This is a genomic window from Tepidibacter hydrothermalis, assembly GCF_029542625.1.
Lineage (GTDB): Bacteria > Bacillota > Clostridia > Peptostreptococcales > Peptostreptococcaceae > Tepidibacter_A > Tepidibacter_A hydrothermalis.
In genome coordinates, this window is the sequence record NZ_CP120733.1 from 579,609 (window position 1) to 602,806 (window position 23,198).

At 28.7% G+C, this 23,198-nt stretch carries 23 protein-coding genes; 19 read left to right on the forward strand and 4 right to left on the reverse strand.

Annotation, left to right across the window (positions count from 1 at the left end):
- Positions 1 to 2 precede the first annotated feature (2 nt).
- Genes P4S50_RS02485 through P4S50_RS02500 form a run of 4 tightly spaced genes read left to right on the forward strand, consistent with a single transcriptional unit; the run spans position 3 to position 3,023 of the window.
- Positions 3 to 653 carry a riboflavin synthase gene (locus P4S50_RS02485; RefSeq protein ID WP_277732925.1) on the forward strand — a complete coding sequence of 217 codons (651 nt, stop codon included), beginning with the start codon at positions 3 to 5 and terminating at the stop codon, positions 651 to 653.
- A gap of 31 nt (positions 654 to 684) precedes the next feature.
- Positions 685 to 1,893, forward strand: coding sequence for a bifunctional 3,4-dihydroxy-2-butanone-4-phosphate synthase/GTP cyclohydrolase II (locus tag P4S50_RS02490; protein ID WP_277732926.1), 1,209 nt, complete (start codon positions 685 to 687; stop codon positions 1,891 to 1,893).
- Between the two features lies 1 nt (position 1,894).
- On the forward strand, positions 1,895 to 2,362 hold the full coding sequence (gene ribH / locus P4S50_RS02495; RefSeq protein ID WP_277732927.1) for a 6,7-dimethyl-8-ribityllumazine synthase: 468 nt from the start codon (positions 1,895 to 1,897) through the stop codon (positions 2,360 to 2,362).
- Between the two features lie 7 nt (positions 2,363 to 2,369).
- Entirely contained in the window at positions 2,370 to 3,023 is a 654-nt protein-coding gene (locus tag P4S50_RS02500) for an HAD family hydrolase (protein WP_277732928.1), read from the forward strand.
- A 450-nt stretch (positions 3,024 to 3,473) separates the two neighbouring features.
- Here P4S50_RS02500 and P4S50_RS02505 read toward each other — a convergent pair whose 3' ends face one another.
- From P4S50_RS02505 to P4S50_RS02520, 4 genes are all read right to left on the reverse strand, one after another.
- The gene (locus tag P4S50_RS02505; protein WP_277730718.1) at positions 3,474 to 4,805 is read right to left on the reverse strand and encodes an IS3 family transposase; all 1,332 of its coding nucleotides are present in this window, start codon (positions 4,803 to 4,805) and stop codon (positions 3,474 to 3,476) included.
- Between the two features lie 117 nt (positions 4,806 to 4,922).
- Positions 4,923 to 6,578 carry a putative ABC transporter permease subunit gene (locus P4S50_RS02510; protein ID WP_277732929.1) on the reverse strand — a complete coding sequence of 552 codons (1,656 nt, stop codon included), beginning with the start codon at positions 6,576 to 6,578 and terminating at the stop codon, positions 4,923 to 4,925.
- The gene (locus P4S50_RS02515) at positions 6,571 to 7,293 is read right to left on the reverse strand and encodes an ABC transporter ATP-binding protein (RefSeq protein WP_277732930.1); all 723 of its coding nucleotides are present in this window, start codon (positions 7,291 to 7,293) and stop codon (positions 6,571 to 6,573) included. Before P4S50_RS02515 ends, P4S50_RS02510 begins: the two co-directional genes overlap by 8 nt.
- Positions 7,294 to 7,462: 169 nt before the next feature.
- Positions 7,463 to 8,566: a GerAB/ArcD/ProY family transporter gene (locus P4S50_RS02520; protein ID WP_277732931.1), complete on the reverse strand. Its 1,104-nt coding sequence runs from the start codon at positions 8,564 to 8,566 to the stop codon at positions 7,463 to 7,465.
- A 447-nt stretch (positions 8,567 to 9,013) separates the two neighbouring features.
- Here P4S50_RS02520 and P4S50_RS02525 point away from each other — a divergent pair, with 447 nt between their 5' ends.
- From P4S50_RS02525 to P4S50_RS02595, 15 genes are all read left to right on the forward strand, one after another.
- A complete protein-coding gene (locus tag P4S50_RS02525) occupies positions 9,014 to 10,447 on the forward strand; it encodes an ABC transporter substrate-binding protein (protein ID WP_277732932.1) in 1,434 nt (477 codons plus the stop codon).
- Positions 10,448 to 10,481: 34 nt separating this feature from the next.
- Positions 10,482 to 11,081: a DUF6305 family protein gene (locus tag P4S50_RS02530; RefSeq protein WP_277732933.1), complete on the forward strand. Its 600-nt coding sequence runs from the start codon at positions 10,482 to 10,484 to the stop codon at positions 11,079 to 11,081.
- Between the two features lie 10 nt (positions 11,082 to 11,091).
- The gene (locus P4S50_RS02535) at positions 11,092 to 12,468 is read left to right on the forward strand and encodes a sensor histidine kinase (protein ID WP_277732934.1); all 1,377 of its coding nucleotides are present in this window, start codon (positions 11,092 to 11,094) and stop codon (positions 12,466 to 12,468) included.
- Positions 12,461 to 13,114 carry a response regulator gene (locus P4S50_RS02540; protein WP_277732935.1) on the forward strand — a complete coding sequence of 218 codons (654 nt, stop codon included), beginning with the start codon at positions 12,461 to 12,463 and terminating at the stop codon, positions 13,112 to 13,114. Before P4S50_RS02535 ends, P4S50_RS02540 begins: the two co-directional genes overlap by 8 nt.
- A gap of 132 nt (positions 13,115 to 13,246) precedes the next feature.
- Entirely contained in the window at positions 13,247 to 15,175 is a 1,929-nt protein-coding gene (locus P4S50_RS02545) for an OPT family oligopeptide transporter (protein WP_277732936.1), read from the forward strand.
- 65 nt (positions 15,176 to 15,240) lie between these two features.
- Complete coding sequence (locus tag P4S50_RS02550) at positions 15,241 to 15,600, forward strand: PqqD family protein (RefSeq protein ID WP_277732937.1); 360 nt, start codon at positions 15,241 to 15,243, stop codon at positions 15,598 to 15,600.
- 1 nt (position 15,601) lies between these two features.
- The gene (locus tag P4S50_RS02555) at positions 15,602 to 15,946 is read left to right on the forward strand and encodes a hypothetical protein (protein WP_277732938.1); all 345 of its coding nucleotides are present in this window, start codon (positions 15,602 to 15,604) and stop codon (positions 15,944 to 15,946) included.
- A 357-nt stretch (positions 15,947 to 16,303) separates the two neighbouring features.
- Entirely contained in the window at positions 16,304 to 16,912 is a 609-nt protein-coding gene (locus P4S50_RS02560; RefSeq protein WP_277732939.1) for a DNA-3-methyladenine glycosylase family protein, read from the forward strand.
- 115 nt (positions 16,913 to 17,027) lie between these two features.
- Entirely contained in the window at positions 17,028 to 17,777 is a 750-nt protein-coding gene (locus P4S50_RS02565; RefSeq protein ID WP_277732940.1) for an MEDS domain-containing protein, read from the forward strand.
- Positions 17,778 to 18,191: 414 nt separating this feature from the next.
- Positions 18,192 to 18,509, forward strand: a complete 318-nt coding sequence (trxA, locus tag P4S50_RS02570; RefSeq protein WP_277732941.1) for a thioredoxin — start codon at positions 18,192 to 18,194, stop codon at positions 18,507 to 18,509.
- A gap of 73 nt (positions 18,510 to 18,582) precedes the next feature.
- Positions 18,583 to 19,434, forward strand: coding sequence for an NAD(P)/FAD-dependent oxidoreductase (locus P4S50_RS02575; RefSeq protein ID WP_277732942.1), 852 nt, complete (start codon positions 18,583 to 18,585; stop codon positions 19,432 to 19,434).
- Between the two features lie 332 nt (positions 19,435 to 19,766).
- The gene (locus tag P4S50_RS02580) at positions 19,767 to 20,702 is read left to right on the forward strand and encodes a metal ABC transporter solute-binding protein, Zn/Mn family (protein WP_331489685.1); all 936 of its coding nucleotides are present in this window, start codon (positions 19,767 to 19,769) and stop codon (positions 20,700 to 20,702) included.
- A 13-nt stretch (positions 20,703 to 20,715) separates the two neighbouring features.
- On the forward strand, positions 20,716 to 21,378 hold the full coding sequence (locus tag P4S50_RS02585; RefSeq protein WP_277732944.1) for a metal ABC transporter ATP-binding protein: 663 nt from the start codon (positions 20,716 to 20,718) through the stop codon (positions 21,376 to 21,378).
- Positions 21,359 to 22,183, forward strand: a complete 825-nt coding sequence (locus tag P4S50_RS02590; RefSeq protein WP_277732945.1) for a metal ABC transporter permease — start codon at positions 21,359 to 21,361, stop codon at positions 22,181 to 22,183. The genes P4S50_RS02585 and P4S50_RS02590 overlap by 20 nt, the downstream gene beginning before the upstream one ends.
- Before the next feature lie 148 nt (positions 22,184 to 22,331).
- Positions 22,332 to 23,198, forward strand: coding sequence for a CPBP family intramembrane glutamic endopeptidase (locus tag P4S50_RS02595; RefSeq protein WP_277732946.1), 867 nt, complete (start codon positions 22,332 to 22,334; stop codon positions 23,196 to 23,198).

Consider the following 23,198-nt stretch of genomic DNA (forward strand, 5'->3'; position numbering starts at 1 on the left):
GTATGTTTACTGGATTAATAGAAGAAATAGGAACTGTACATACTATTAAAAAAGGATTAAAGTCAGCCCAAATTAAAATAAGTGCAAGTAAAATAATGGATGATGTTAAATTGGGGGATAGTATTAGCACGAATGGTGTTTGTTTGACTGTTGTAGAGTTTACAAAAGACTCATTTACTGTTGATGTGATGCCTGAAACTATGAGGAGAAGCAATTTAAAAGATCTAAAACATGGTAGTTTAGTTAATCTAGAACGAGCTTTGAAAGTTAATGATAGATTAGGCGGACATATTGTTTCTGGTCATATAGATGGTGTAGGTAAGATAAAAAAAATAGAAGAAGAAGATAATGCTACATGGGTGTCTATTCAGGCTCCAAGTGATATCTTGAAATATGTAATTGAAAAAGGATCTATAGCAATTGATGGAACGAGCTTAACAGTGGCTTATTCTGGATTAGATGTTTTTAAAGTTTCAATAATACCACTAACAAAAGAAGAGACTACTCTACTTCACAAAACGGTTGGAGATGAAGTCAACCTAGAGTGTGACATGATGGGTAAGTACATTGAAAGGTTATTACTATTTAAAGAAGATAAGAAAAGTAAGAGTAATATAGATTTAGATTTCTTAACAAAAAATGGTTTTATGTAAATTGAAATTTAAAAATAGGGGTGAGTTATAAATGAAATTTAACACTATAGAAGAGGCAATAGAAGATGTTAAGAATGGAAAGATGATTGTTGTGGTTGATGATGAGGATCGTGAGAATGAAGGAGATCTTTTAATGGCAGCTGAGAAAGCTACACCAGAAGCAATAAATTTTATGGCAAAGTTTGGTAGAGGGCTTATTTGTGCTCCTATGTCTAAAGAAAGATTAAATAAACTAGATATTCATCCTATGGTCTCTAATAATACTGATCCGAAAGAAACTGCTTTTACAGTTTCAGTAGATGCCACAAGTACAACAACAGGAATATCTGCTAAAGAAAGAGCAATGACAATTCAAAAGCTTGTAGATAATGAAGCTAGTTCAAAAGACTTCACAAGACCAGGACATATATTTCCATTAGTAGCTAAAAAGGGTGGAGTACTCAAAAGAGCTGGTCATACTGAAGCAGCAGTAGATATAGCTAAACTTGCAGGCCTGTATCCAGCAGGAGTAATTTGTGAAATTATGAATGAAGATGGAACAATGGCGAGAGTTCCTGAATTAGTTGAATACACAAAAAAACATGACTTAAAGTTAATAACAATAGCAGATTTAATAGCATATAGAAGAAAAAATGAACTTTTAGTAGAAAGAGTAACTAAAGCTCATCTACCAACAAAGTATGGAAATTTTGAAATGGTTGGATATATTAATAAATTGAATGGTGAGCACCATGTTGCACTAGTAAAAGGGAATGTTGATGATGGTAAACCAGTACTTGTTAGAGTACATTCAGAATGTCTTACTGGAGATGCTTTTGGATCTTTAAGATGTGATTGTGGTGATCAATATGCAGAGGCTATGAAAAAGATTGAAGAAGAGGGAAGAGGCGTTTTATTATATATGCGTCAAGAAGGTCGTGGTATTGGACTAATCAATAAAATTAAGGCTTATGCTTTACAAGATGAAGGTATGGACACTGTGGAAGCTAATCTATCATTAGGATTTCCTGATGATCTTAGAGATTATGGAATAGGTGCTCAAATACTGTGTGATCTAGGAATCAAAGAAGTAAAGCTTATGACGAATAACCCCAAAAAAATATCTAGTCTTTCGGGATATGGTATAGAAATTGTAGAACGAGTTTCAATACAAATGAATCATAATGAAAAAAATGAATTTTATCTAAAAACAAAAAAAAATAAAATGGGACATATGCTAAAATTTGAGGAGGAAAAATAAGATGAGAATTTATGAAGGAAAATTAGTTGCAAAAGAGCAGAAGTTTGGAATAATAGTGGGTAGATTTAATGAATTTATTGGAGGCAAATTACTATCAGGTGCTCTAGATGGTTTAAAAAGACATGGAGTTAATGAAGAAAATATTGAAATAGCATGGGTTCCAGGTGCATTTGAAATACCACTTGTAGCTAAAAAAATGGCTAGTTCAAAGAAATATGATGGAGTTATATGCTTAGGAGCAGTTATTAGAGGAGCAACTCCACATTTTGATTATGTTTCAAGTGAGGTTACTAAAGGAATTGCAAGTGTTTCACTGGATACAGAAATACCAGTAGTATTTGGTGTTCTTACAACAGACAATATTGAGCAAGCAATTGAAAGAGCTGGAACAAAGGCAGGTAATAAAGGATATGAAGCTGCTGTAACTGCAATTGAAATGGCAAACTTACTATCAGACTTAGAAGGGTAAACTTAATATGTTTGGAAATATAAAAACAATTTTCTTTGATTATGATGGAACATTGCACAAAAGTATAAAAATATATGCTCCAGCATTTAGAAAAGCATATCAGTATTTAGTTGATAATGAATTTGCTAAAGATAGAAAGTGGAGTGATCAAGAAATCTCATATTGGCTAGGATTTAGTAGTAAGGATATGTGGAAAGAATTTATGCCAGATTTAGATGAGGATGTAAGAAATAAAGCGAGTAAGATTATAGGAAAAGAAATGCTCAATCAATTGTCTGACGGTAAAGCACAGTTATATGATGGAGCAATAGAGGTTTTAAAGTATTTGAAAGATAAAAAATATAAACTCTTATTTGTTAGTAATTGTGGAATATATTATAGAGATATGGCTAGAGAGTTATTTAATCTAGATAATTATTTTGAAGAAATGGTATGCTCTGAGGAGTATAATTATATTCCTAAGCATGAAATCGTTAAGAAAATAAAAGATAAGTATCCATCTGAAATGGTTATTATAGGAGATCGTATTCAGGATATTGAAGCTGGAATAAAAAATGAGATCAATACGATTGCATGTAATTTTGGTTATGGTAGTAAGGATGAACTTAGTAGTGCAGATTATGAAATATCTAATATAGCTGAATTGATGAAGATTTTATAAAAAATATTCACCTAGCTTTTATATGAACGTGAGTATAATATAGGTTTAATCCCAAAATAAATAACATTAAAATACCGCTAATGGGGTAAATATTTTTAATAAAACTAAGAATTACATCTTATTGAATATCCTAAAAGTTCTAAACTCTCTAACGTTCAAACAAAGAACTTTCTTAACGGATATTCAAACGTTGTAATTCAAGTTTTATACAAAAATATTTAAATCATTTGCTAACATTTTAATGTCATTTATTTTGTAAGTTCAGATTTTTATTTATAATTACTCTGCATAAATCTTATATTTATTATGAAAAGCTTCTTAATCAAAATAACTATATACGACTTAGTATTGTAGGAAGTTTTTGATAACCCACAGATAATAAAAAAGAACATAGATTGGGTATTTACCCAATAAAATGGACCCTTTGTCAAGGACATTATAAAAAAAGGGTTAAGCTGCATTCAAAAGATGATTTCTAAATTGTTTAGGAGTCATCTTTTTTAATCCCCATTGACATCTATAATTATTATAGTAATCCATGTAATTATCAACTTTATTAATTACTTCTTCAAGTGTAGAACATGTTTTGAAATCTACTTCATCCTTCATATGACCAAAGAAGGATTCTTGAGGTGCATTATCCCAGCAGTTACCACGTCTAGACATGGATTGTCCTAGATTATGGCTTTTTAGTAATTTTTGGAATTTAGGGCTTGTATAGTGGACCCCTTGGTCAGAATGGATAAAAGCTTCATCATGTAAATCAGCTTTATGTGTATTAACTAATTTTTTAATTGTAATTGTAGCTATATCTAAAGTAATTCGATCAGATACATGATATGCTAGAATATCGTTACTAGAGCTATCTTTGATAGCTGATAAATATGCCATTTTATTTATCCCGTAAGGGATGTATGTGATATCAGTAAGTAGCACCTTGCCAGGAATACCCTGTTTGAAATTTCTCTGTAGCAGATTAGGTACTACTCTATGTTCTTTTGTCGCTTTGGCTATTCTTCTATACGGATTGGCTTTTCTTATAGGACATACTATACTGTATTTTCGCATAATCCTTTGGATTTTTTTTCTACTGTATATAATACCAAACTCATTTTCTAGTGTCATTTTAATTGATCTAGAACCTTTCTTATAACCTCTATAATTATAAGCCTTTAATATAATATCTCTAGCTTTTAAATCTTCATTCTCCCTTATAGTTCTAGAAGGTGCTGTCTTTAAATAATGATAATAACCTGAACGTGAAACCCCTAAAATTGAGCAGCAATAAGAAACTGTGCCTGAATAATCTTTTTTAGACACAGTCTTTAAAATTAACTCATATACTTCATTATTTGTTAGATTTACGCAGTTGTTTACCAGCCTCCTTTCTGTCACGTCGAGCTTTTTTAGCAATTCTAATTGTTCCTCAAGCAGTTTTATTTTAGCTTCTTGTTTGCTAATAATATCGTCCTTTGAAACTGGAGCATTACTTGGTCTGCCTGAATTCACTCTTCTAGTATCACTTAATCCTATAATTCCATCTTTCTTGTACGCTTTTATCCATCTGGCTGCCGCCTGTTCATAGCGCTTGACACCAAGTATTTCAACGTCAAATCCAGCATCAATGAAAATAGTTCGTGGTGTGCTTCCTCTTAAATACTCCTCAATAAACATTATTTTAAACTCGTCAGAGTATGTTATTGACTTCTCGCTAACGCGCTTTACATAAGGGTTCTTATTTAATCTTTCAATATTGTCTTTTGAAAATGTAATTTTACTCATACTAAAGGCCTCCATATTCAATGATAATTATACACAAAAAAGTACCTATAAACTAGACACTCTTTTTTATGTGTCCAATCTATAGGTACCATTTTACAATCTATGTTCTTTTTTATTTTAATGTAATTCTTCATACAATTTGATTTTATCTTCTAATATTTTATCAATCATAATATTTCCAAGTATAATATAAGTTACTGCAATAACTGCAATTCCTATAAATAAATTAATTGAGATAAAAATAGAAGCAATACTTAAAACAATATATATACTACCAACTAAAACTAAATTTATCATAGACATTATCAAACCTTTAAAGTTATTCTTAAAGATTTCATTTTCATTATCCCAATCAAGCTTTGGTCCATTTAAATCAGCAGATAATCCGTGCATAGATATAAATATTACAACTGGTATACATGTTAAAATATATGAAACTATAAAGGTAAAAGATAATTTTAATATAATTAAGACTATAGTATAAATAAATACATTGAATAGACCCATTATACTACTTACTATTATTTTACTTTTTATTTGATCTTCATATGAAAATGGTATAAATTTATTTAAATAAAATCTTCTACCATCTCTAGATATAGGTGTATAAAATATTGGATTGGTACATAAGAAAAATATTGTAATACCAATTAAAAGAACTAAATTAACTCCCATATTTTTAGAATTATTAATCCAACTAGTTATACTTGAAAGATTTCCATCTGAAATTATTGGATATATAACAATATAAAGAGACCATATTGTACTAGTTAAAACACCATATATTAAAATTTGAGGAGTTCTAATTATAGTCTTAATCTCCATTAAAACATATGATTTTATAGGAGTGTTTGTAGTTATATTTTTATTTATATTCTGAGGTTTTCTTTTCTTAGTTTTATTAATTTCATTCAGACCTACAACGCCTTTTAAATATAAAATTTCACCTAATATCATAAATACAGAAATTGATATTAAGCTTGATACGATTATACCGCTTATTCCAAATAATCCATGAATATCTGAACTATTTGTTAGTGTATAAGCATATAGCTTTGTTTGTGTAAATATATTGAGAATTATATTTAAAAAGAAGTTTTTTTCTTCTATAACATTAAATATAAAATTTGCACCAGTTTCTACTTTGAAGCTTTCTCTAACCAACATATTGATTCCTATTGCAAATAAAAGTGATATTATTCCACTTATTAGCTTGAACAAATCTTTTCTTTTTGAAAAGCTAGAAAATCTCATTATAATCATTGATATAATGGATGAAAAACAAAGAGGAACAATAGGAAACAGTAAAAATATAATTACACTATATAAGTAATAGATAAATCCAAAATTACCTTTAACACCAAATAAAATGACCATAGGTATTAATAATAATAATTCCATTATATATTGATTAACTAAGGCTATTATAAATTTTCCTGTTAATAGTTTATAAGGCTTAATAGGAAGATATAAGTAGTTTTCTATATCTTGAGAAAAATAGAAGGATCCCATAACATAAAATACACTATATAGCATAATAACTATACTAGTAGCAGAAAATCCAAATTGTAATAAGTAAACTTCAAGACCTTGTAGCTTTAACAAATCATATATAGCAGAAGTTATTTTTATAGTAGGAGATATTATTATAAATCCAAGCATAATGTAAACAAGATAAATAAGATATTTATTGTTTTTGCGTTTAGTTTTATCATTTAAAAATCCTGTACTGGTTTTAAATAATACTTTTAATAGACCTAGGAAGCTATTCATTTTCAGTAATCTCCAAAAACATTTTTTCTAGGGAACTATCTTCTTGAAATTGCATTTTCATTTCTTTTAAATTGCCGCAAAACAATATCTCACCTTTATTAATTATTGCTACTCTATCACAAATTTTTTCTGCTACTTCTAAAACATGAGTAGAAAATAGAACTGTATTTCCTTCATCAACATGTTCTCTCATCATATTTTTAAGAATATGAGCTGATTTAGGATCTAGTCCTGTCATAGGCTCATCTAATATCCAAAGTGGAGGTTTGTGAAGCAAAACTCCAATAATAACTATTTTTTGTCTCATACCATGAGAGTAACTTTGTATTTTATCATTTAAAGCTGCTTTTATTTCGAATTTATTACTTAATTCTTCTATTCTTTTTTCTCTATCTTCTTTGCTTACATTATATATGTCTGCAATAAAATTTAAGTATTCTATTCCTGTAAGCTTTAAAAATATATCAGGACTATCTGGAACAAATCCAAATTGTTTTTTAGCTTCTATTGGTTTTTTATTTATATCTATATCATTTATTAGAATATCTCCACTAGTTGATTTAAGAACACCTGTAATCATTTTTAAAGTAGTAGTTTTTCCAGCACCATTAGGTCCAAGAAAACCAAAAACTTCCCCTTTGTTTATTTTTAAATCAATATTTTTAACAGCATCGAAATCTCCATATTTCTTACTTATATTTTTGAGTTTTATCATAATTTATCTCCTTTATTAAATTTGATTAAGTCTTAATTATATTTAAGAATGAATAGCTATAAATATAATACATAATTCTTAAATATACCTTAAATTTACATAAGAACTTAATATCATTTAAATTGTTTGATGAATAATTACTCTATATAAATAAAAGAACGTTTAAAATTCAACGTTCTTTAAGTTTATATTTAGAATTTTTAGTTTTGATTTCCGAAATGATCCATATAACTATAGGTAAAAATAGTTGAAATGGTAAAGTTAAATAAAGCCATACCTCGGTTTGAAATTCGTAATAGTACATAATACTTTCATATTGAAAAAAAGTTAGATTCATAATTAGTAAGGTAATGGGTGTTATAATAAATCTATAATCTGAGAACTCAAATATTTTTACTAGTCCTTTACAAGTACATATCACCAATAGAGCTATTTTAATAAAACCACCTAATAAAAATGTTGTAGATATAAATGCTTCTACACTTTGAAGTGTAGTTCCAATATTTATTATAGATACAGCTGTATAGGCAGAATAATATACCTTTTCAGCTTCATCTACTCCGATTACTAAAACACTAGTTAAAGACAAGAAAAATAGCATTAATCCTCCTACAATTAACCCTGTAACATATATTTTATAAGGAGATCCTTTTTCTTTGCTAAAACTTGAAAAAACAATAGAAAAAGCTAATATCTGACTAAGAGGAAATGAAAATGAATTAAGTGATCCTTCTAAAATAGATTTAAATCCACTACCTAATATAGGAAAAATATTGTTTATATCCATCCTAGGGATTGATAAAGCTACTATAATAAATAAAATAACAATAGGGATTATTAAAAAAATACAACTCCATCTACCAAGCACTTCAATTCCTTCTGTTGCTCCCCAACTGCACAAAGCTAAAAATACTACCATTGGTACAATCATAGGTGTTTGATGAAGAGAAATTGACCATATGAAATTTCCATAATTAACAGTAACATCGGAAGTCCAGTAAAAGAAAAAACAAGTTATTATTAGTATGATTATTTTCCCAATGAATTTACCAAAGCAAATTTCAATAATATCATATAAATCTTTATCGGGAAAAAGAGTATGTAGTCTTGAGTATATAAGTGCGATGGGTAATGCCATAAGTATTGCTAAAATAATAGCTAACCATAAATCTTGTTTAGCCTTCATACCCATTATAAAAACGGAGGAAGAACCTATAATAAATAAAACTATAAGAGAAATACCTTGGTTATTAGAAACAACTTCTTTATTCATCAGTCTACTCCCTTTATATTGATAATGTTAATAATATGAAATCCTTAAATATAGTGTATCCTAATTAAAGTATATTTATGATTTTGAAAATTTATCTAAATACACATATTAAAAAAAATGCATATTATCAAGAGAATCTTATCCAGAAGCTGTAGAGTTCTTATATCAAATTTGAAGAGGATGGAGTATTAGAACTCTTAGCTTTCGGATAAATACAAAAATATGATAAACTAATGTATATAGAGTAGTGACAAGGGGGAGAGTACAATAAAACTTAAAAAACATATTGTAATTATTGGAATAGTAGTAATTGTAGCTTTTATTATTAGTATTAATTTTGCAAACAAGCTATCAAGAGGAGAAATTTTAAATTCTCAAAAAAATAAAAAACTTACTATAGCAAGAGCTAGTGATTCTATTAGTTTAGACCCCGCCATAACAACGGATATGGAATCTTTTAAAGTTTGTGTAAATATATACGACACATTGGTTAAATATAAAAAAAATGGTAATGAGATAGTTCCATCTCTTGCTGAAAGTTGGAAAACCAGTGAAGATGGTCTTACTTGGGTATTTAAGTTGAGAAAAAATGTTGAATTTCACGATGGAACAGAATTTAATGCTCATGCTGCTTTGTTTAATTTTGAAAGATGGATGAATGCAGATAACCCGTATCATATAGGATCTTTTAGTTATTGGAGTTATAATTTTGGTGAATTTCCTGGATTAATAAAGAGTGTAACTGCACTTTCAGATTATTCTCTGGAAATAGTGTTAAATGAACCGTATTCTCCTTTTTTAAGTACTCTTACAATGCCTGCATTTGGAATTGCTAGTCCAGATTCTATAATGAAATATAATGAAAGCTTTAAAGAACATCCTGTTGGGACAGGACCTTTTGAATTGGAATATTGGGATAAAGGAAATGAGATAAAGTTAAAGAAGAATTATAATTATTGGGGAAATCTTACAAAATTAGATGAAGTGGTATTTAGTGTTGTTGAGTCAAGTGAAAAAAGATTAAATTTTCTTGAACAAGGTAAAGTAGATATTGCTGATAATTTAACACCTAATGAAGTTAATAGGATAAATGAAAATTTAGATTTAGATTTATATTTAAAGCCGTTTTTTAATATAGGATATTTAGCTATGAATAATCAACAAAAACCTTTTGATAATAAAAATATAAGAGAGGCTGTAGGGCATCTGATTGATAAAGATAAAATGGTTAAAGAGGTATTTAATGATTTTGCAAGACCTGCAAATTCATTTGTTCCTCCTATAATTTGGGCATATAATGAAGATATTAAATCTTTAGATTATAATGTAGATAAGGCTAGAAAATTACTTAAAGAAGTTGGGTATGAAGATGGATTTGACACAACACTTTGGGTTATGGAGGCTCCAAGAGCATATTTTCCTGATACAATGCAAGTAGCTAAGTTCATACAAGAGAGTCTTTTAAAGGCAAATATTAGAGCTGAGATTATTACTTATTCGTGGGATGAATATATTGAAAAAATAAAAGAAGGCAAGCACGACTTAGCTCTTATGGGATGGACAGGAGATCATATTGATCCAGACAATTTTTTATATACTTTCTTTGCATCTGATAACAGAAAAACTGGACTTACTAGCAATTATTCATTCTATAAAAATAAAGAAGTTGATAAAATGTTAAAGCAAGCTCGTCAAGCTACAGATAGAGAGTTTAGAAAAAACATTTATAGAAGTTTACAAAAAAATATTAATGAGGATACACCTGCTATACCGCTTGTACATACTATGCCAATAATGGGTGCATCTAAAAAAGTAAAAGGATATACTCCCCACCTTACAGGTGAAGAAACACTGGAAGATGTTTATTTAATATCTGACTAACTATTTTGAAGATAGTTAATATTTGGAGGAAATTATGAAATCTAATATATTAAAATTTATAGTGTTCATATTTATATTAATAATGCTTGCTGCACTTGCTAACACTTCTAAAATTCAAGTAAATGATGATAGGTATGTATTACCTTCTCTTCCAAGACCTATAGCAAAGGATAAAGTTTTGATAACTTCTGCTGGTCAAAGTACGGATACTTATATTGTAAAGGATATAGCAAATAAGCTTATGATTCATAATTTTTTTATGCCTCAAGCGAAGGATATAGACCTTGAAGAAATTAATACAGTTGTATTCGTAGTAGGATATAGCTCTATTGGTGAGAATTTACATGATTTAAATTATGAGGAAGAGAAAAAACGAATAGAGGATTTAATACAAAAACTTAAATATAGAAATATAACTATAATAACTATGTTTATCGGAGATAGAGAAAATAAAAACAAAGAAACTGATGAGCTTTTGAACTTAACGTGTAAGTATACTGACTATGTAATAGGCACTCAAAATAATAACAACAACAGTTCTTTAGTAAAGCTTGCAAAAAAGTATGATTTTCCTCTTACAATAGTTGAGGATGTAACTGGCTTATCAGAGCCTTTTGCATCAGCATTTAGGTAGGGGGTAGAGTATGAAAAATAAAGATAATATGATTTATATAAGAGCATTTAGTTTTATTATTATAGGATTTTTATTTTCTTTTTTTACAAGTTCTATTTGGTTTAATGTTATCGTAAAAATTAGAGAAGCTATATATACTGGAGATAGTGGTCATCTTATTCTAGCTTCAGCTTATAGTAGTATACTTTTTTCTATTCAAAGTACATTGTTTTTTTTGGGTACTATAAGTTTGTTATCTATAATAAATAAAAGATATCAAATGTCATCTATTAAAATATATGTATTCGTTATTGTAGTATTTTATATTTTGAACAGAATTGTTGAGGTGTTTTTTATTGTTCCTTGGGAACCTATAACTATGCTTATGGGATTGTTTGCGACTATGATTTTATTAAAGGAACAAAATTATTCTACTTTTCAGTTTATACAGACTACTATAATATGTATTCAAGTATTTTTTGCATTTCAATGGTTAAATATAATGCCTACATTTTCATTTTTACAAATTGGACAAAGTGATATATCCATGAGTATTAAAATAGCTGGAGAATATCTTAAATCAGAGTCTGTATTGAATTTTATAGGATTTTCTTTCTTTTTGCCATTTACTTTTTCGGCATCTATTACAGTATCTTTGTTTATGAGCTATGCTCATAATATAGTTATTCTTCAGGAAAATTATAAAAAAGAGAGAGATATTCAGCTGATCAAATCTAAGGCAATGGAGAATAGAATATATCAAGAAATAAACTCTTTAGCACATGATTTGAAAACACCACTAGTTACTATTAGAGGCCTAAATTCATTGATTCCAATATGTGATAAAGACAAATTAACAGAGTATAGTGAGCGCATAGAAGGAGCTATTAGTAAGATGAGTGAGATGATTTCAAGTTTTTTATATGCTAGTTCTCGTCAAAAGTTAAAGGTTGAGGAGCTGATTCAATATATTCAGGCTCAAATACCTATTGAAGACGAGGCTTTGAATGTTGACATTGATTTGGAAAGCCAATTACCATTACTTTATGTAAATAAGGTAAGAGTTGTTAGAGCACTAATAAATATAGTTGAAAATGCAATTGTAGTTCCTTGCACTCACGAATTCAAAAATATAATGATTAAGGTAAGACAGGCAGAAGGAGGGGTAAATATATATATATCCGATAATGGGATAGGAATACCTTCTTCAGAAATTGAAAATATATGGGAGATAGGTTATTCAAATTGTAAAACCTCAGGACTTGGACTACCTTTTGCAAAACAGATTGTAGAGGATCATAATGGAAGTATTAGTATTGAAAGCAAAAAAGAAGAGGGAACATTTGTAACAGTATATTTACCATCAGCGAATTACATTCAAAATAAAAGGAGTGATTGTGGTGAATAGCAAGGATAAAATAAAAATTATAGTTATAGATGATGAAGAAGATATTCTATATACGATAAAAGAAATATGTGGATTTGGAGGATATGAGGTTCTAACTGCAACTAGTGGAAGAAAAGGATATGAGCTTTGCAAAAAACATAAACCGCAGCTTGTTATTGTAGATTATCATATGCCTGATTGGGATGGAATAAATACTGTTAAAAAAATTAGAGATATGGACCCTGCTGTATCTATTCTAGTTTTGACTGTTGATGAAAGACAAGAAATATCAGACAAGTTTATTGAGGTAGGAGCTACTGATTTTGCAATTAAACCTATTAAAGCACCTGATTTAATATGTAGGATAAAGGTTAACTTAAAAATTCATGAAGTTACTAAAAAGAATATTGCGGATAAAGCTAATGCATTTGTAGATAAAGGAATAAGTCCTGCTACTTTAAATTTAATATGGAATTTTCTTTTGACTCAAGATGCAGATATAACTATAGAAGAGATTGCAAACGGCATGAATTTAGCTTATCAAACAGTACATAGATATGTTCAGTATCTTATTGAACACGAAAAATTAGAACTTATTCCAGTGTACGGCCAAATTGGAAGACCTAAAAATAAATACAGAGTTATGAAGGAAAAGGTGTCTGAATAGACACTTTTTTCGATTATTCAGAAATTTTATTCAGAGAAAAAAGTGATAAAAATAGAAAAAATTTTCTGACAATATATAATGGTATATGAAGTTATATATTTTTTCAAGAATTTTTTATAAGGGGGTTGTAATATGGAAAAAACAAGTAGTGTAAAAGAAGAATTTAAACCTTTTATATCTGCAGACAAAATTTTACCAGAGTTTACAATGACTTCAATATTACTGGGTATTTTGTTAGCCGTTGTATTTGGAGCTGCTAATGCATATCTAGGATTAAAAGTAGGAATGACAATAAGTGCATCTATTCCTGCAGCAGTTATATCTATGGGACTTATAAGAGGGGTTTTAAAGAAAGAATCTATTTTAGAAAATAACATGGTTCAAACTATTGGTTCTGCTGGAGAATCATTGGCAGCAGGAGCTATATTCACATTACCAGCTCTTTATATTTGGTTAGAAGAGTGGAATATGGGAACTCCAAGTTTATTGACTATAACAACTATTGCTTTATGTGGTGGAATTCTAGGAGTATTATTCATGGTTCCTTTAAGAAAAGCTCTAATAGTTAAAGAACATGGTGTGCTACCTTATCCAGAGGGTACAGCTTGTGCTGAGGTACTTCTTGCTGGAGAAGAAGGAGGAGACAAAGCTAAGGCTTGTTTTACAGGTCTTGGAATTGGAGCATTATATAAGTTTATAGCTGATGGATTGAAATTGTTTCCAAGTGAAATTGAAACAAGTATTAAAGGATACAAAGGTGCAGCTATTGGAGCAGACGTTTTACCAGCACTTTTAGGGGTTGGATTTATTATAGGACCTACTATTGCTGGTTACATGTTGGCTGGTGCTGTTATAGGATGGTTTGCATTAATACCATTGATTGCTAATATTGGTAGTATGGGAGATATTATAATGTATCCTGCATCTGTTCCAATCAGTGAATTAGGATACTGGGGAATATGGGATTCTTATATAAGATATGTTGGTGCTGGAGCAGTTGCTTTTGGTGGTGTTTTCAGCTTAATAAAATCTTTACCATTAATAGTTCAAACATTTAAAGATGCTATGAAGGATTATTCTGCTGGTGGATCTGGTGGATTATCATTAAAGAGAACAGATCAAGATATGTCTATGAAGATTGTTTTAATTGGTATATTAGTAATTGTATTATCTATGATGATGCTTCCAATAATACCTGTAGGATTTATGGGTGCGTTAATGATTGCTGTATTTGGTTTCTTCTTTGCAACTGTATCATCAAGAATAGTTGGTCTTGTAGGAAGTTCATCAAACCCAGTTTCAGGTATGACTATTGCTACATTAATAATAACAGCTATTGTGTTTAAATCAACTGGAAATGATGGCCAAACAGGAATGATAGCTACATTAACAGTAGGTGCTATAATATGTATTATCGCTGCCATGGCAGGTGATACATCTCAAGACTTAAAAACTGGATTTTTAGTAGGAGCAACTCCTAAGAAGCAACAATACGGAGAGTTAATAGGATCATTAGCTGCAGCTCTTGCAATAGGATTTGTTTTAACACTATTAAATCAAGCATGGGGATTTGGATCTGCTGATTTACCAGCTCCTCAAGCAACTCTTATGAAACTTGTTATAGAAGGTGTTATGGGTGGAAGTTTACCTTGGGCGTTAGTATTTACAGGAGTTGGTATAGGAGTAGCTATTGAATTATTAGGACTTCCAGTTTTACCTATAGCAATTGGTTTATACTTACCAATTCACTTAAGTACACCAATTATGGTAGGTGGAGTAATTAGAGGAATGTTAGATAAGAAGTTAAACAAAGTAGGTGGAGAAGAAGCTGTACACGAAAGTAAAGAAGCTAGAGGATTCAAGAATAAGATTGAGACTGGTATCTTATATGCATCAGGCTTAATAGCAGGAGAAGGTTTAATCGGAATTCTTCTTGCAGTATTTGCAGTAGCAGGCTTAAATGTGAATCTTGGAATTAGCTTAGGTCAAATAGGTTCAATAGCATTCTTTGCTTTATTGATATACTCATTAATGAGACATTCTGTATTAAAGAAAAATTAATAATATAATTAAAAAAGAGGATATTTAAATATCCTCTTTTCCTAATATAAAAAGAAGGTGACAAAATGGGTAAAAAAATAAAAAAAGATGATAATTTTTTGGAATTAGTTCCTAAAAAAACGGGTAAATATAAATGGGAAACAAATGAAGATGGGTTTGTTAAAATTATTATACCTAGAAACGGAGTATTAGATAAAATAGTTAGATTTTTCTTCAAAACTCCAAAAGAAATGAAAATAGATTTAGATGAACAAGGAAGTATTGTTTGGAAATTAATAGATGGCAAGAATAATATAGAAAATATAGGTAGTAGTCTAAAAGATGAGTTAGGGAAAAAAGCTGAACCAGTTTATGAAAGACTAGGAACGTATATAAATATTTTAAGAAATAATGATTTTATAACACTTGAGAAGGTAAGTGATTAGTATGATAAATATTGTGTTTAAGATATTATTAGTAGCTGTAACCTTTGCTTTTTTGCTATCGTGGGGATATATTAAGCAACAAAGAAAGAATGAGGAATTATTGAATAATTTATATAAGAAAATAGAGAATAAAGTAATGAATGAATTTAAGAAAAAAGAAAAATTGACTATAAAAGATATCGAAAATCTTATCAAAGGAACAAAGGCATCTTTGTTTTGGAGTAAGAATAAAATTACAGTAACTGATCCTAGGATATTTATTAAAAATTTAATAAAAGATATGTTAAGTAAAGGACTTATCATAGAAGTTGTGGATAATAATTCTAGGGTATATAAAGCTAGATGAATTATATTAAAAGGTGCATGTGAAAATAGAGTTTTTGATAAAACTATTTTCACATGCACCTTTTTTATAGCGAATAGGAAATAATATTATTTTTTGTTTTGTGGATAACTAGTTAAGAATGATATACTTGCAACTATTTTTAAGCAACGGAGCCTGTAAGGATCGTTGGCGACATGAGTCACCGCGTTAGCGAGTAGACGAATTTTTCGTATTTGTTGTATAAATTTCCCGGGTAATAGACTAAAATAAATTATTTGGTAATAAAATGTAGAAAAAATAAAGTGGAAATTAATACAGATTTTCAAAGTTTTGTATACTATGATAAACTTATAATAAAGGGTTTGGAGGGATTAACTTATGGAGAAAGAGTATTTTAAATATGGAAAAAAGGAAATAGAGTATTTAAAAGAAAAAGACAAAGTCTTAGGAGAAAATATTGATAAAATAGGATTTATAAAAAGAGAAATTATAAAAAATCCATTTGAAGCCTTGATATCTAGTATAGTAAGTCAGCAAGTATCTAAAAAGGCTGCTGAGACTGTATGGTTTAGATTTTGCAATTTAATCCATGAAATAACACCTGAAAATATTATAAATATAGATGATGAGAGTATAAAAAAATGTGGAATGAGTAATAGAAAGGTAGAGTACATAAAGGAAATTGCAGATGCAGCTTTAAGCAAAAGAGTTGATTTTAATAATTTAAAGCTTTTAACTGATGAAGAAATAATAAAACAATTAATTACTATTAGAGGGGTGGGTACTTGGACTGCTCAGATGATACTAATATTTTCATTAAATAGATTAAATGTTATAAGTTATGATGATTTGGGTATAAGAAAAGGAATAATAAATCTATATGAGTTAGAAGGTATATCAAGAAAGGAATTTAATGAATATAAGAAAAAATATAGTCCTTATGCTTCTGTAGCTTCTTTATATTTATGGGAGTTAGCCTCCAAATAAAATTAAGGGAATATAAGAAAATAGTATTTTGTTTAAAGAAAATTCTGTATCTATATACCAAAAATGATATAATATAGATAAAAATGTAATATTTTAGCGAAAGGGGATGATAATGATGGATAAAGCATATGATGTTGTAGAAAAAAAGGCTTATTATAATTTGGAAAAAGAAATTGAGCTAGCGCGTCATAAATTAAACAGTATTATAATAGAAAAAAATGAAAACTTACTGGATCAAGAGGTAATAAAGCTAAGCGAAGAATTAGATGAATTAATAGTTAAATTTCAGTATATTAAGTCTATACAAGATAATTGCTTGATGAACTTGAAAAATATAATGGGTACTCATTCTATTTTTTATTATTATGGAAAAGGTCATCTCTTTGCAAATATGATCAAGTATATTAAAGTTGGAGTAGATAATAATGAAGTGATATATATATCAATGCAACATGAATTGTATGAAGATTTGAAAAAAAGTTTAAATAAAGCAGGAATACAGGATAAACATTTGAAGTTTCAATCGGTTAAACAACTTATAGATAGTAATAATAGGGGTGGAGTAAAAGGTCTTAAAGAAAAGATTGAATTTTTAGCAGAGGAAGAGATTAAATCAGGATATAGTGGTATACGTTGGATAGGGCAGCCTACATATGCTATTGAGCAAACTTCTAAACAGGATTTTTTGAACTGGGAAATTAATTTAAGTGGAGGTCTAAGAAATACTAAGGCTTCACTTATTTGTATATATGATTATTATGACTATATAAATATTAAAAAAGTTATAGATGAAGAGGTTATAAAAAAATCAATAAATACGCATTCGCATATTTTGGAAAAGTTTTTTCTGAGGAGTACAGAGTAAGTAAAAAAATAAAACGAAACTTAATTAAGATGGAGTTTTTACTATAACTGAATTTTTAGTTGCATAAGTGTTATTTTGGATAAGCTAATCCAGAATCTATAAAGTTCTTACCTCCACTGGAGGTAAGAACTTTTAGCTTTGGGATAAATTAATGAATTATATAAAAAATAGAATAATATTAGTGATTAATTCATATTTTATTGGGTAAAGTAATAAAATATGAAAGATAATACGATTTTAATATCTATATATTACGATATTGACATGTGGATATTAAAAGAGTATAGTATGGGTATAATCAAGTGAAACTTATCCTAGTGTATGCGTATTCTAAGCTCTCTATATTAAGAAAGTTTTAGTATGCTTAGTCACTGGATGAATGAAGAATTAATTTAAATTGGGAGGAATTTAATTATGATAAAAGTTGTGAATACTAATAATTTTAATGAAGAAGTAGAGAATAATGATGGTGTAGTTGTAGTCGATTTTTTTGCAGAATGGTGTGGACCTTGTAAAATGTTAGCTCCAGTATTTAAAGATTTAGATGAAGAAATTGGAGATAAGGTTAAGTTTATTAAAATTGATATAGATAAAGATATAAATTTAGCTGAGAAATTTCAAATAACAAGTGTTCCTACAATGATAGTGTTTAAAGATGGAAAACCAGTAGATACTATAATGGGCTTTAGACCTAAAGATATGATAAAGTCTCAAATAGAAACACACTTATAATGAGTAGGAATTTCAAAAAAATTTACATTTAAGATTGTTCATAGAAAATTTTTTTATAAGATGGTGAAATTTTATGAGATATGATATAGCTATATTAGGAAGTGGGCCTGCTGGATTATCAGCTGCTATAAATGCTAAAGTTAGAAATAAAAACATAATAGTATTTGGTAACAGCAATTTAAGTGACAAAATAGTAAAAGCACCTAAGGTAGATAATTACTTAGGTATTTATGATACAACTGGTGAAAACTTAAAAGAAATGTTCAAATCTCACATAGATAAGATGGGAATTGAGATTACAGAAGAACGAATTAATAATGTATATGCCATGGGAGAATATTTTGCTTTAATGGTGAATGAAAAAACTTATGAAGCTACTACAGTAATACTTGCAACTGGAATAGAGTATGCAAAGCCTATAAAAGGTGAAGAAGAATTTTTAGGCAGGGGAGTAGGTTATTGCGCTACTTGTGATGCAGCTTTATACAGAGGAAAGAAAGTAGTTATAGTAGGCTATAATGATGAGGCTGAGGAAGAAGCTAACTTTGTAATGGAAATAGCATCTAATGTTTATTATATACCTATGTATAAAGGAGAATATAAGCTGGCTGATGGTATAGAGGTTATAAAAGATGTGCCTATTGAGGTATTAGGTGATATGAAGGCTAACAAGCTTATACTTAGAAACTCAGAAATAGATGTAGATGGAATATTCTTTATAAGAAATAGCATATCTCCTAAATACTTAGTTCCAGGCCTTGAAGTTGAAGGTGGACATATAAAAGTAGATAGAAGTATGAGAACTAATATAAAAGGATGTTTTGCATCTGGAGATTGTATAGGGAAACCATATCAATATATAAAAGCTGCAGGAGAAGGTCAAGTTGCAGCACTTAATGCAGTTTCATATATCGATAAGAAATAGATTAAAACACGCACTTATATTAAGTAGCGTGTTTTTTATATACTAAGAGATTATAAAATTTTCGTTTTGAGGATAACATTGCTGAAAGTACTACGCTTACAACTGTTTTTAAGCAACAGAGTCGTGAGACTTGTTGGCGATATGAACGTAGACGAATTTTTGTTTTCAACAATAATTAATAAATATTAAGGTTTACAGATAAAGATATAAGATAATAATAAAAATAAAAGTACCAGTTTTTGTAGTAAAGAAGTGTATTGACAAATTAAGTCAATATGTTATCATAAAATATGACAATGATAATTGTTATTAATTAATAAGGGGTGAAAATTTTGAAGAAAAATTTAATTTATATACTTATGATATTGGGATTATTTTTAATTGGGGGATGCTCAAATAAGGAAGTATATAGTAATAAAGATAATGATTTGGGAAATAATAGTATGAAGGTTTCGGTAGCTATTGTACCACAAAAAACATTTGTAAAAGCAGTAGGTGGAGATTTAGTGGATGTTGAGGTTATGATACCCCCAGGATATAGTCCAGCAAATTATCAGCCTACACCTAAACAGATGTCTAAGCTTAGTGAATCTCAAATTTATTTTTCAATAGGAGTTCCAACAGAAGAGTCTAATATACTTCCCATGATCGAAGGTTTAGATGAAAATATAAAAGTAGTGCATTTAGACGATAAAGTTAGAAAAGTATATCCAGATAGAATATTTGATGAAGAACACGAACATGACTCAGATGAACATGATTCAGATGAACATGATCACAAAGGACGAGATCCTCATATCTGGTTATCTCCAAAGAGAGCTAAAATAATGATAGATGATATAAAAAATGAACTAGTACAACTAGATCCTGATAATAAGCAAATATACGAAAAAAATGCTATAAACTATATAGCTAAGTTAGATGAAGTAGATAAAGAGATTAAGAACATTATCAACAATGTGAGTAAACAATCCTTTATAATGTATCATCCATCTTTTGGATATTTTGCAGATGATTATAATTTAAATATGGTTGCTATAGAAGAAGATGGAAAAGAAACTACTGCTAAAAGACTTAAAGAAATAATAGATTTTGCTAAAAAAAATAATATTAAATTTGTATTTTATCAAGAAGAATTTGATAGTAAACAAGCTGAAACTATAGCTAATGAAATAGGTGGAAAAAGTATACAGGTATCACCTTTAAGTCCTAATTATATAGAAAATTTAAAGAATATATCTGATAAGTTTGAGGAAGTTTTAAATTAGGAGAGGGTTATATATGAATGATATAGAAATGAAAAATTTGAGTGTGAAATATGGAACGGTATGTGCTTTGAAAGATATAAATTTAAATATAGGAAGTAAAGAATTTGTAGGTATAACAGGACCTAATGGAGCTGGGAAAAGCACTCTTTTAAAGGTTTTGCTTGGAATAATAAAGCCTACAAGTGGAAGTATTATACTAAAAGATAATGTATCTATTGGATATGTTCCACAATTTACATCTTTTGATAAACAGTTTCCTATAAAAGTATTAGATGTAATACTTATGGGAAATTTATCTAGCAAGATTAAGTTATTTAAAAAATATTCTAAAAAAGATATAGACAGAGCTAGGAATATTATGGATAAATTAGGAATAAAAATGTTTGAACATAGACAAATTGGACAGTTGTCAGGAGGACAACTTCAAAAGGTATTGATAGGAAGAGCTCTTATGACAGATCCAGAAATATTGGTATTGGATGAACCAACTGCAAGTTTAGATTTTAAAGCAAAAATAGATATTTATGAAATGTTATCTAAAATAAAAAAAGAAAAGACCATAATAATAGTTACTCATGATATGGAAGAGGTTGTTTCATATACTGACAGAGTAGTTTATTTGAATAAGGGATTGGCTAAGTGCAAGGAGGGGGAGCATGATAGAAACATTATTTAGTTATAACTTTATGAAAAATGCCTTAATGGCTGCCATACTAAGTAGTGTAGTGTGTGGGATAATAGGGACTATAATAGTTGAAAAAAAACTTGTAAGCATGAGTGGGGGGATAGCACATGTTTCATTTGGAGGCATAGGCCTTGGGTATTTATTAGGTATTGAGCCTATAATTGGAGGTCTCGTATTTTCAGTATTTGCATCTATTGGGATATCTACTATAAATAGAAAGACTAATACTAATTCGGATGCTTTAATAGGTATGTTTTGGTCTGTTGGAATGGCCCTTGGAATATTATTTATAGCTTTAACACCTGGATATCCACCTGATATGACATCTTATTTATTTGGAGATATACTAACGGTATCATCTATTTATATAAAAATAATGATAATATTGAGTTTAATAATACTCATATCTATATACAGCATATTTAATTATTGGAAGGCTTATTTATTTGATGAAGAATTTATTCATGTGTTAGGTATAAATACAGTATTTTTAGAATACTTTTTATTTATATTGATAGCCCTTAGTATAGTAGTGTTAATAAAAGTAGTAGGAATAATATTGTCTATAGCACTTTTGACTATACCTCCAGCTATAGCCAAACTCTTTACTTATGATATTAAAAATATTATGCTACTTTCTACATTGCTAGGGATAGTATTCAATGTTTTGGGACTAATAATATCTTATCAGTATAATATTCCATCGGGAGCTACTATAATTCTTTTATCTGTAATTGGATATTTGGTTGCTATTGTTTTAAGTAAATATATAAAATATAAAAAAGTGTTAGCATAATAGTATGCTAACACTTTTTTATTTAGAAACAGTATTAGCATATTATTCAATTACAACCAGTAATTATAATTATAAAATTAAGATGTATTTAAGATTTATATTATAGAATAAATTTCATAAGTACAGACATAAGGGGGGAGTCAAAACAATGGGTAAACTAGATATTGATAAAATTAAAATACGAGAGATAGGTATTTTAGGAGCTATATGGATATTCATACTCCATATATTTTCAGATTTTTTGATGATACCAGTGTATATAGTTGAGAAAATATTTTTATATATAACTAAAAGTATGTTTGCATTAGACACAGCAAGTATATCGTTTTTTATTGAGAGTACTGGAAGCTTAATAATAAAATTTATAATGGTTAAGTGGCTTCTAAAAATGTATTCTACAAAGGAAGAAGTTGAAGAAAGAAAGAATATAAATATTTCTAAAAGCTATTATGGATATACAATAATTATAATTTTATTGTTTAGAATAATATTTGATAATAGTTTAGGATTTTTCGTAGATCAAATACCGATTAATGAGGGGATAGAAGAAGCTTTTAATGAACTTTTCAAATATCCTATTATAGCAATTATTTCTGTGTGTATAGTAGCTCCTATATATGAAGAAATAATTTATAGAGGGATAATTCTTAAAGGGCTTAGTAAAAAATATAATGATAAAGTTGCGATAATAGTATCTGCTTTATTATTTGCAATAATGCATATGAATTTGCAACAAGGTATAAATGCCTTTTTACTTGGAATTGTAATGGGATATTTATATACAAAAACAAAATCTTTATATGTAAGTATTTTTGCTCATTTTATAAATAATGGAATTGGTATAATAGTTTCTTCTATACTTACTGAATCTATTAAATTATCTCATAATGCAGTGCTTGTACAATCTATTGTTACTGTTGCTGGAGTAATACTTATGTATAAGATTATTATGTGGTTTAGAAAAAATGAGATAATATTGGATGAGGAATATTTATTTGAAAGTAGTAAAAGTTGA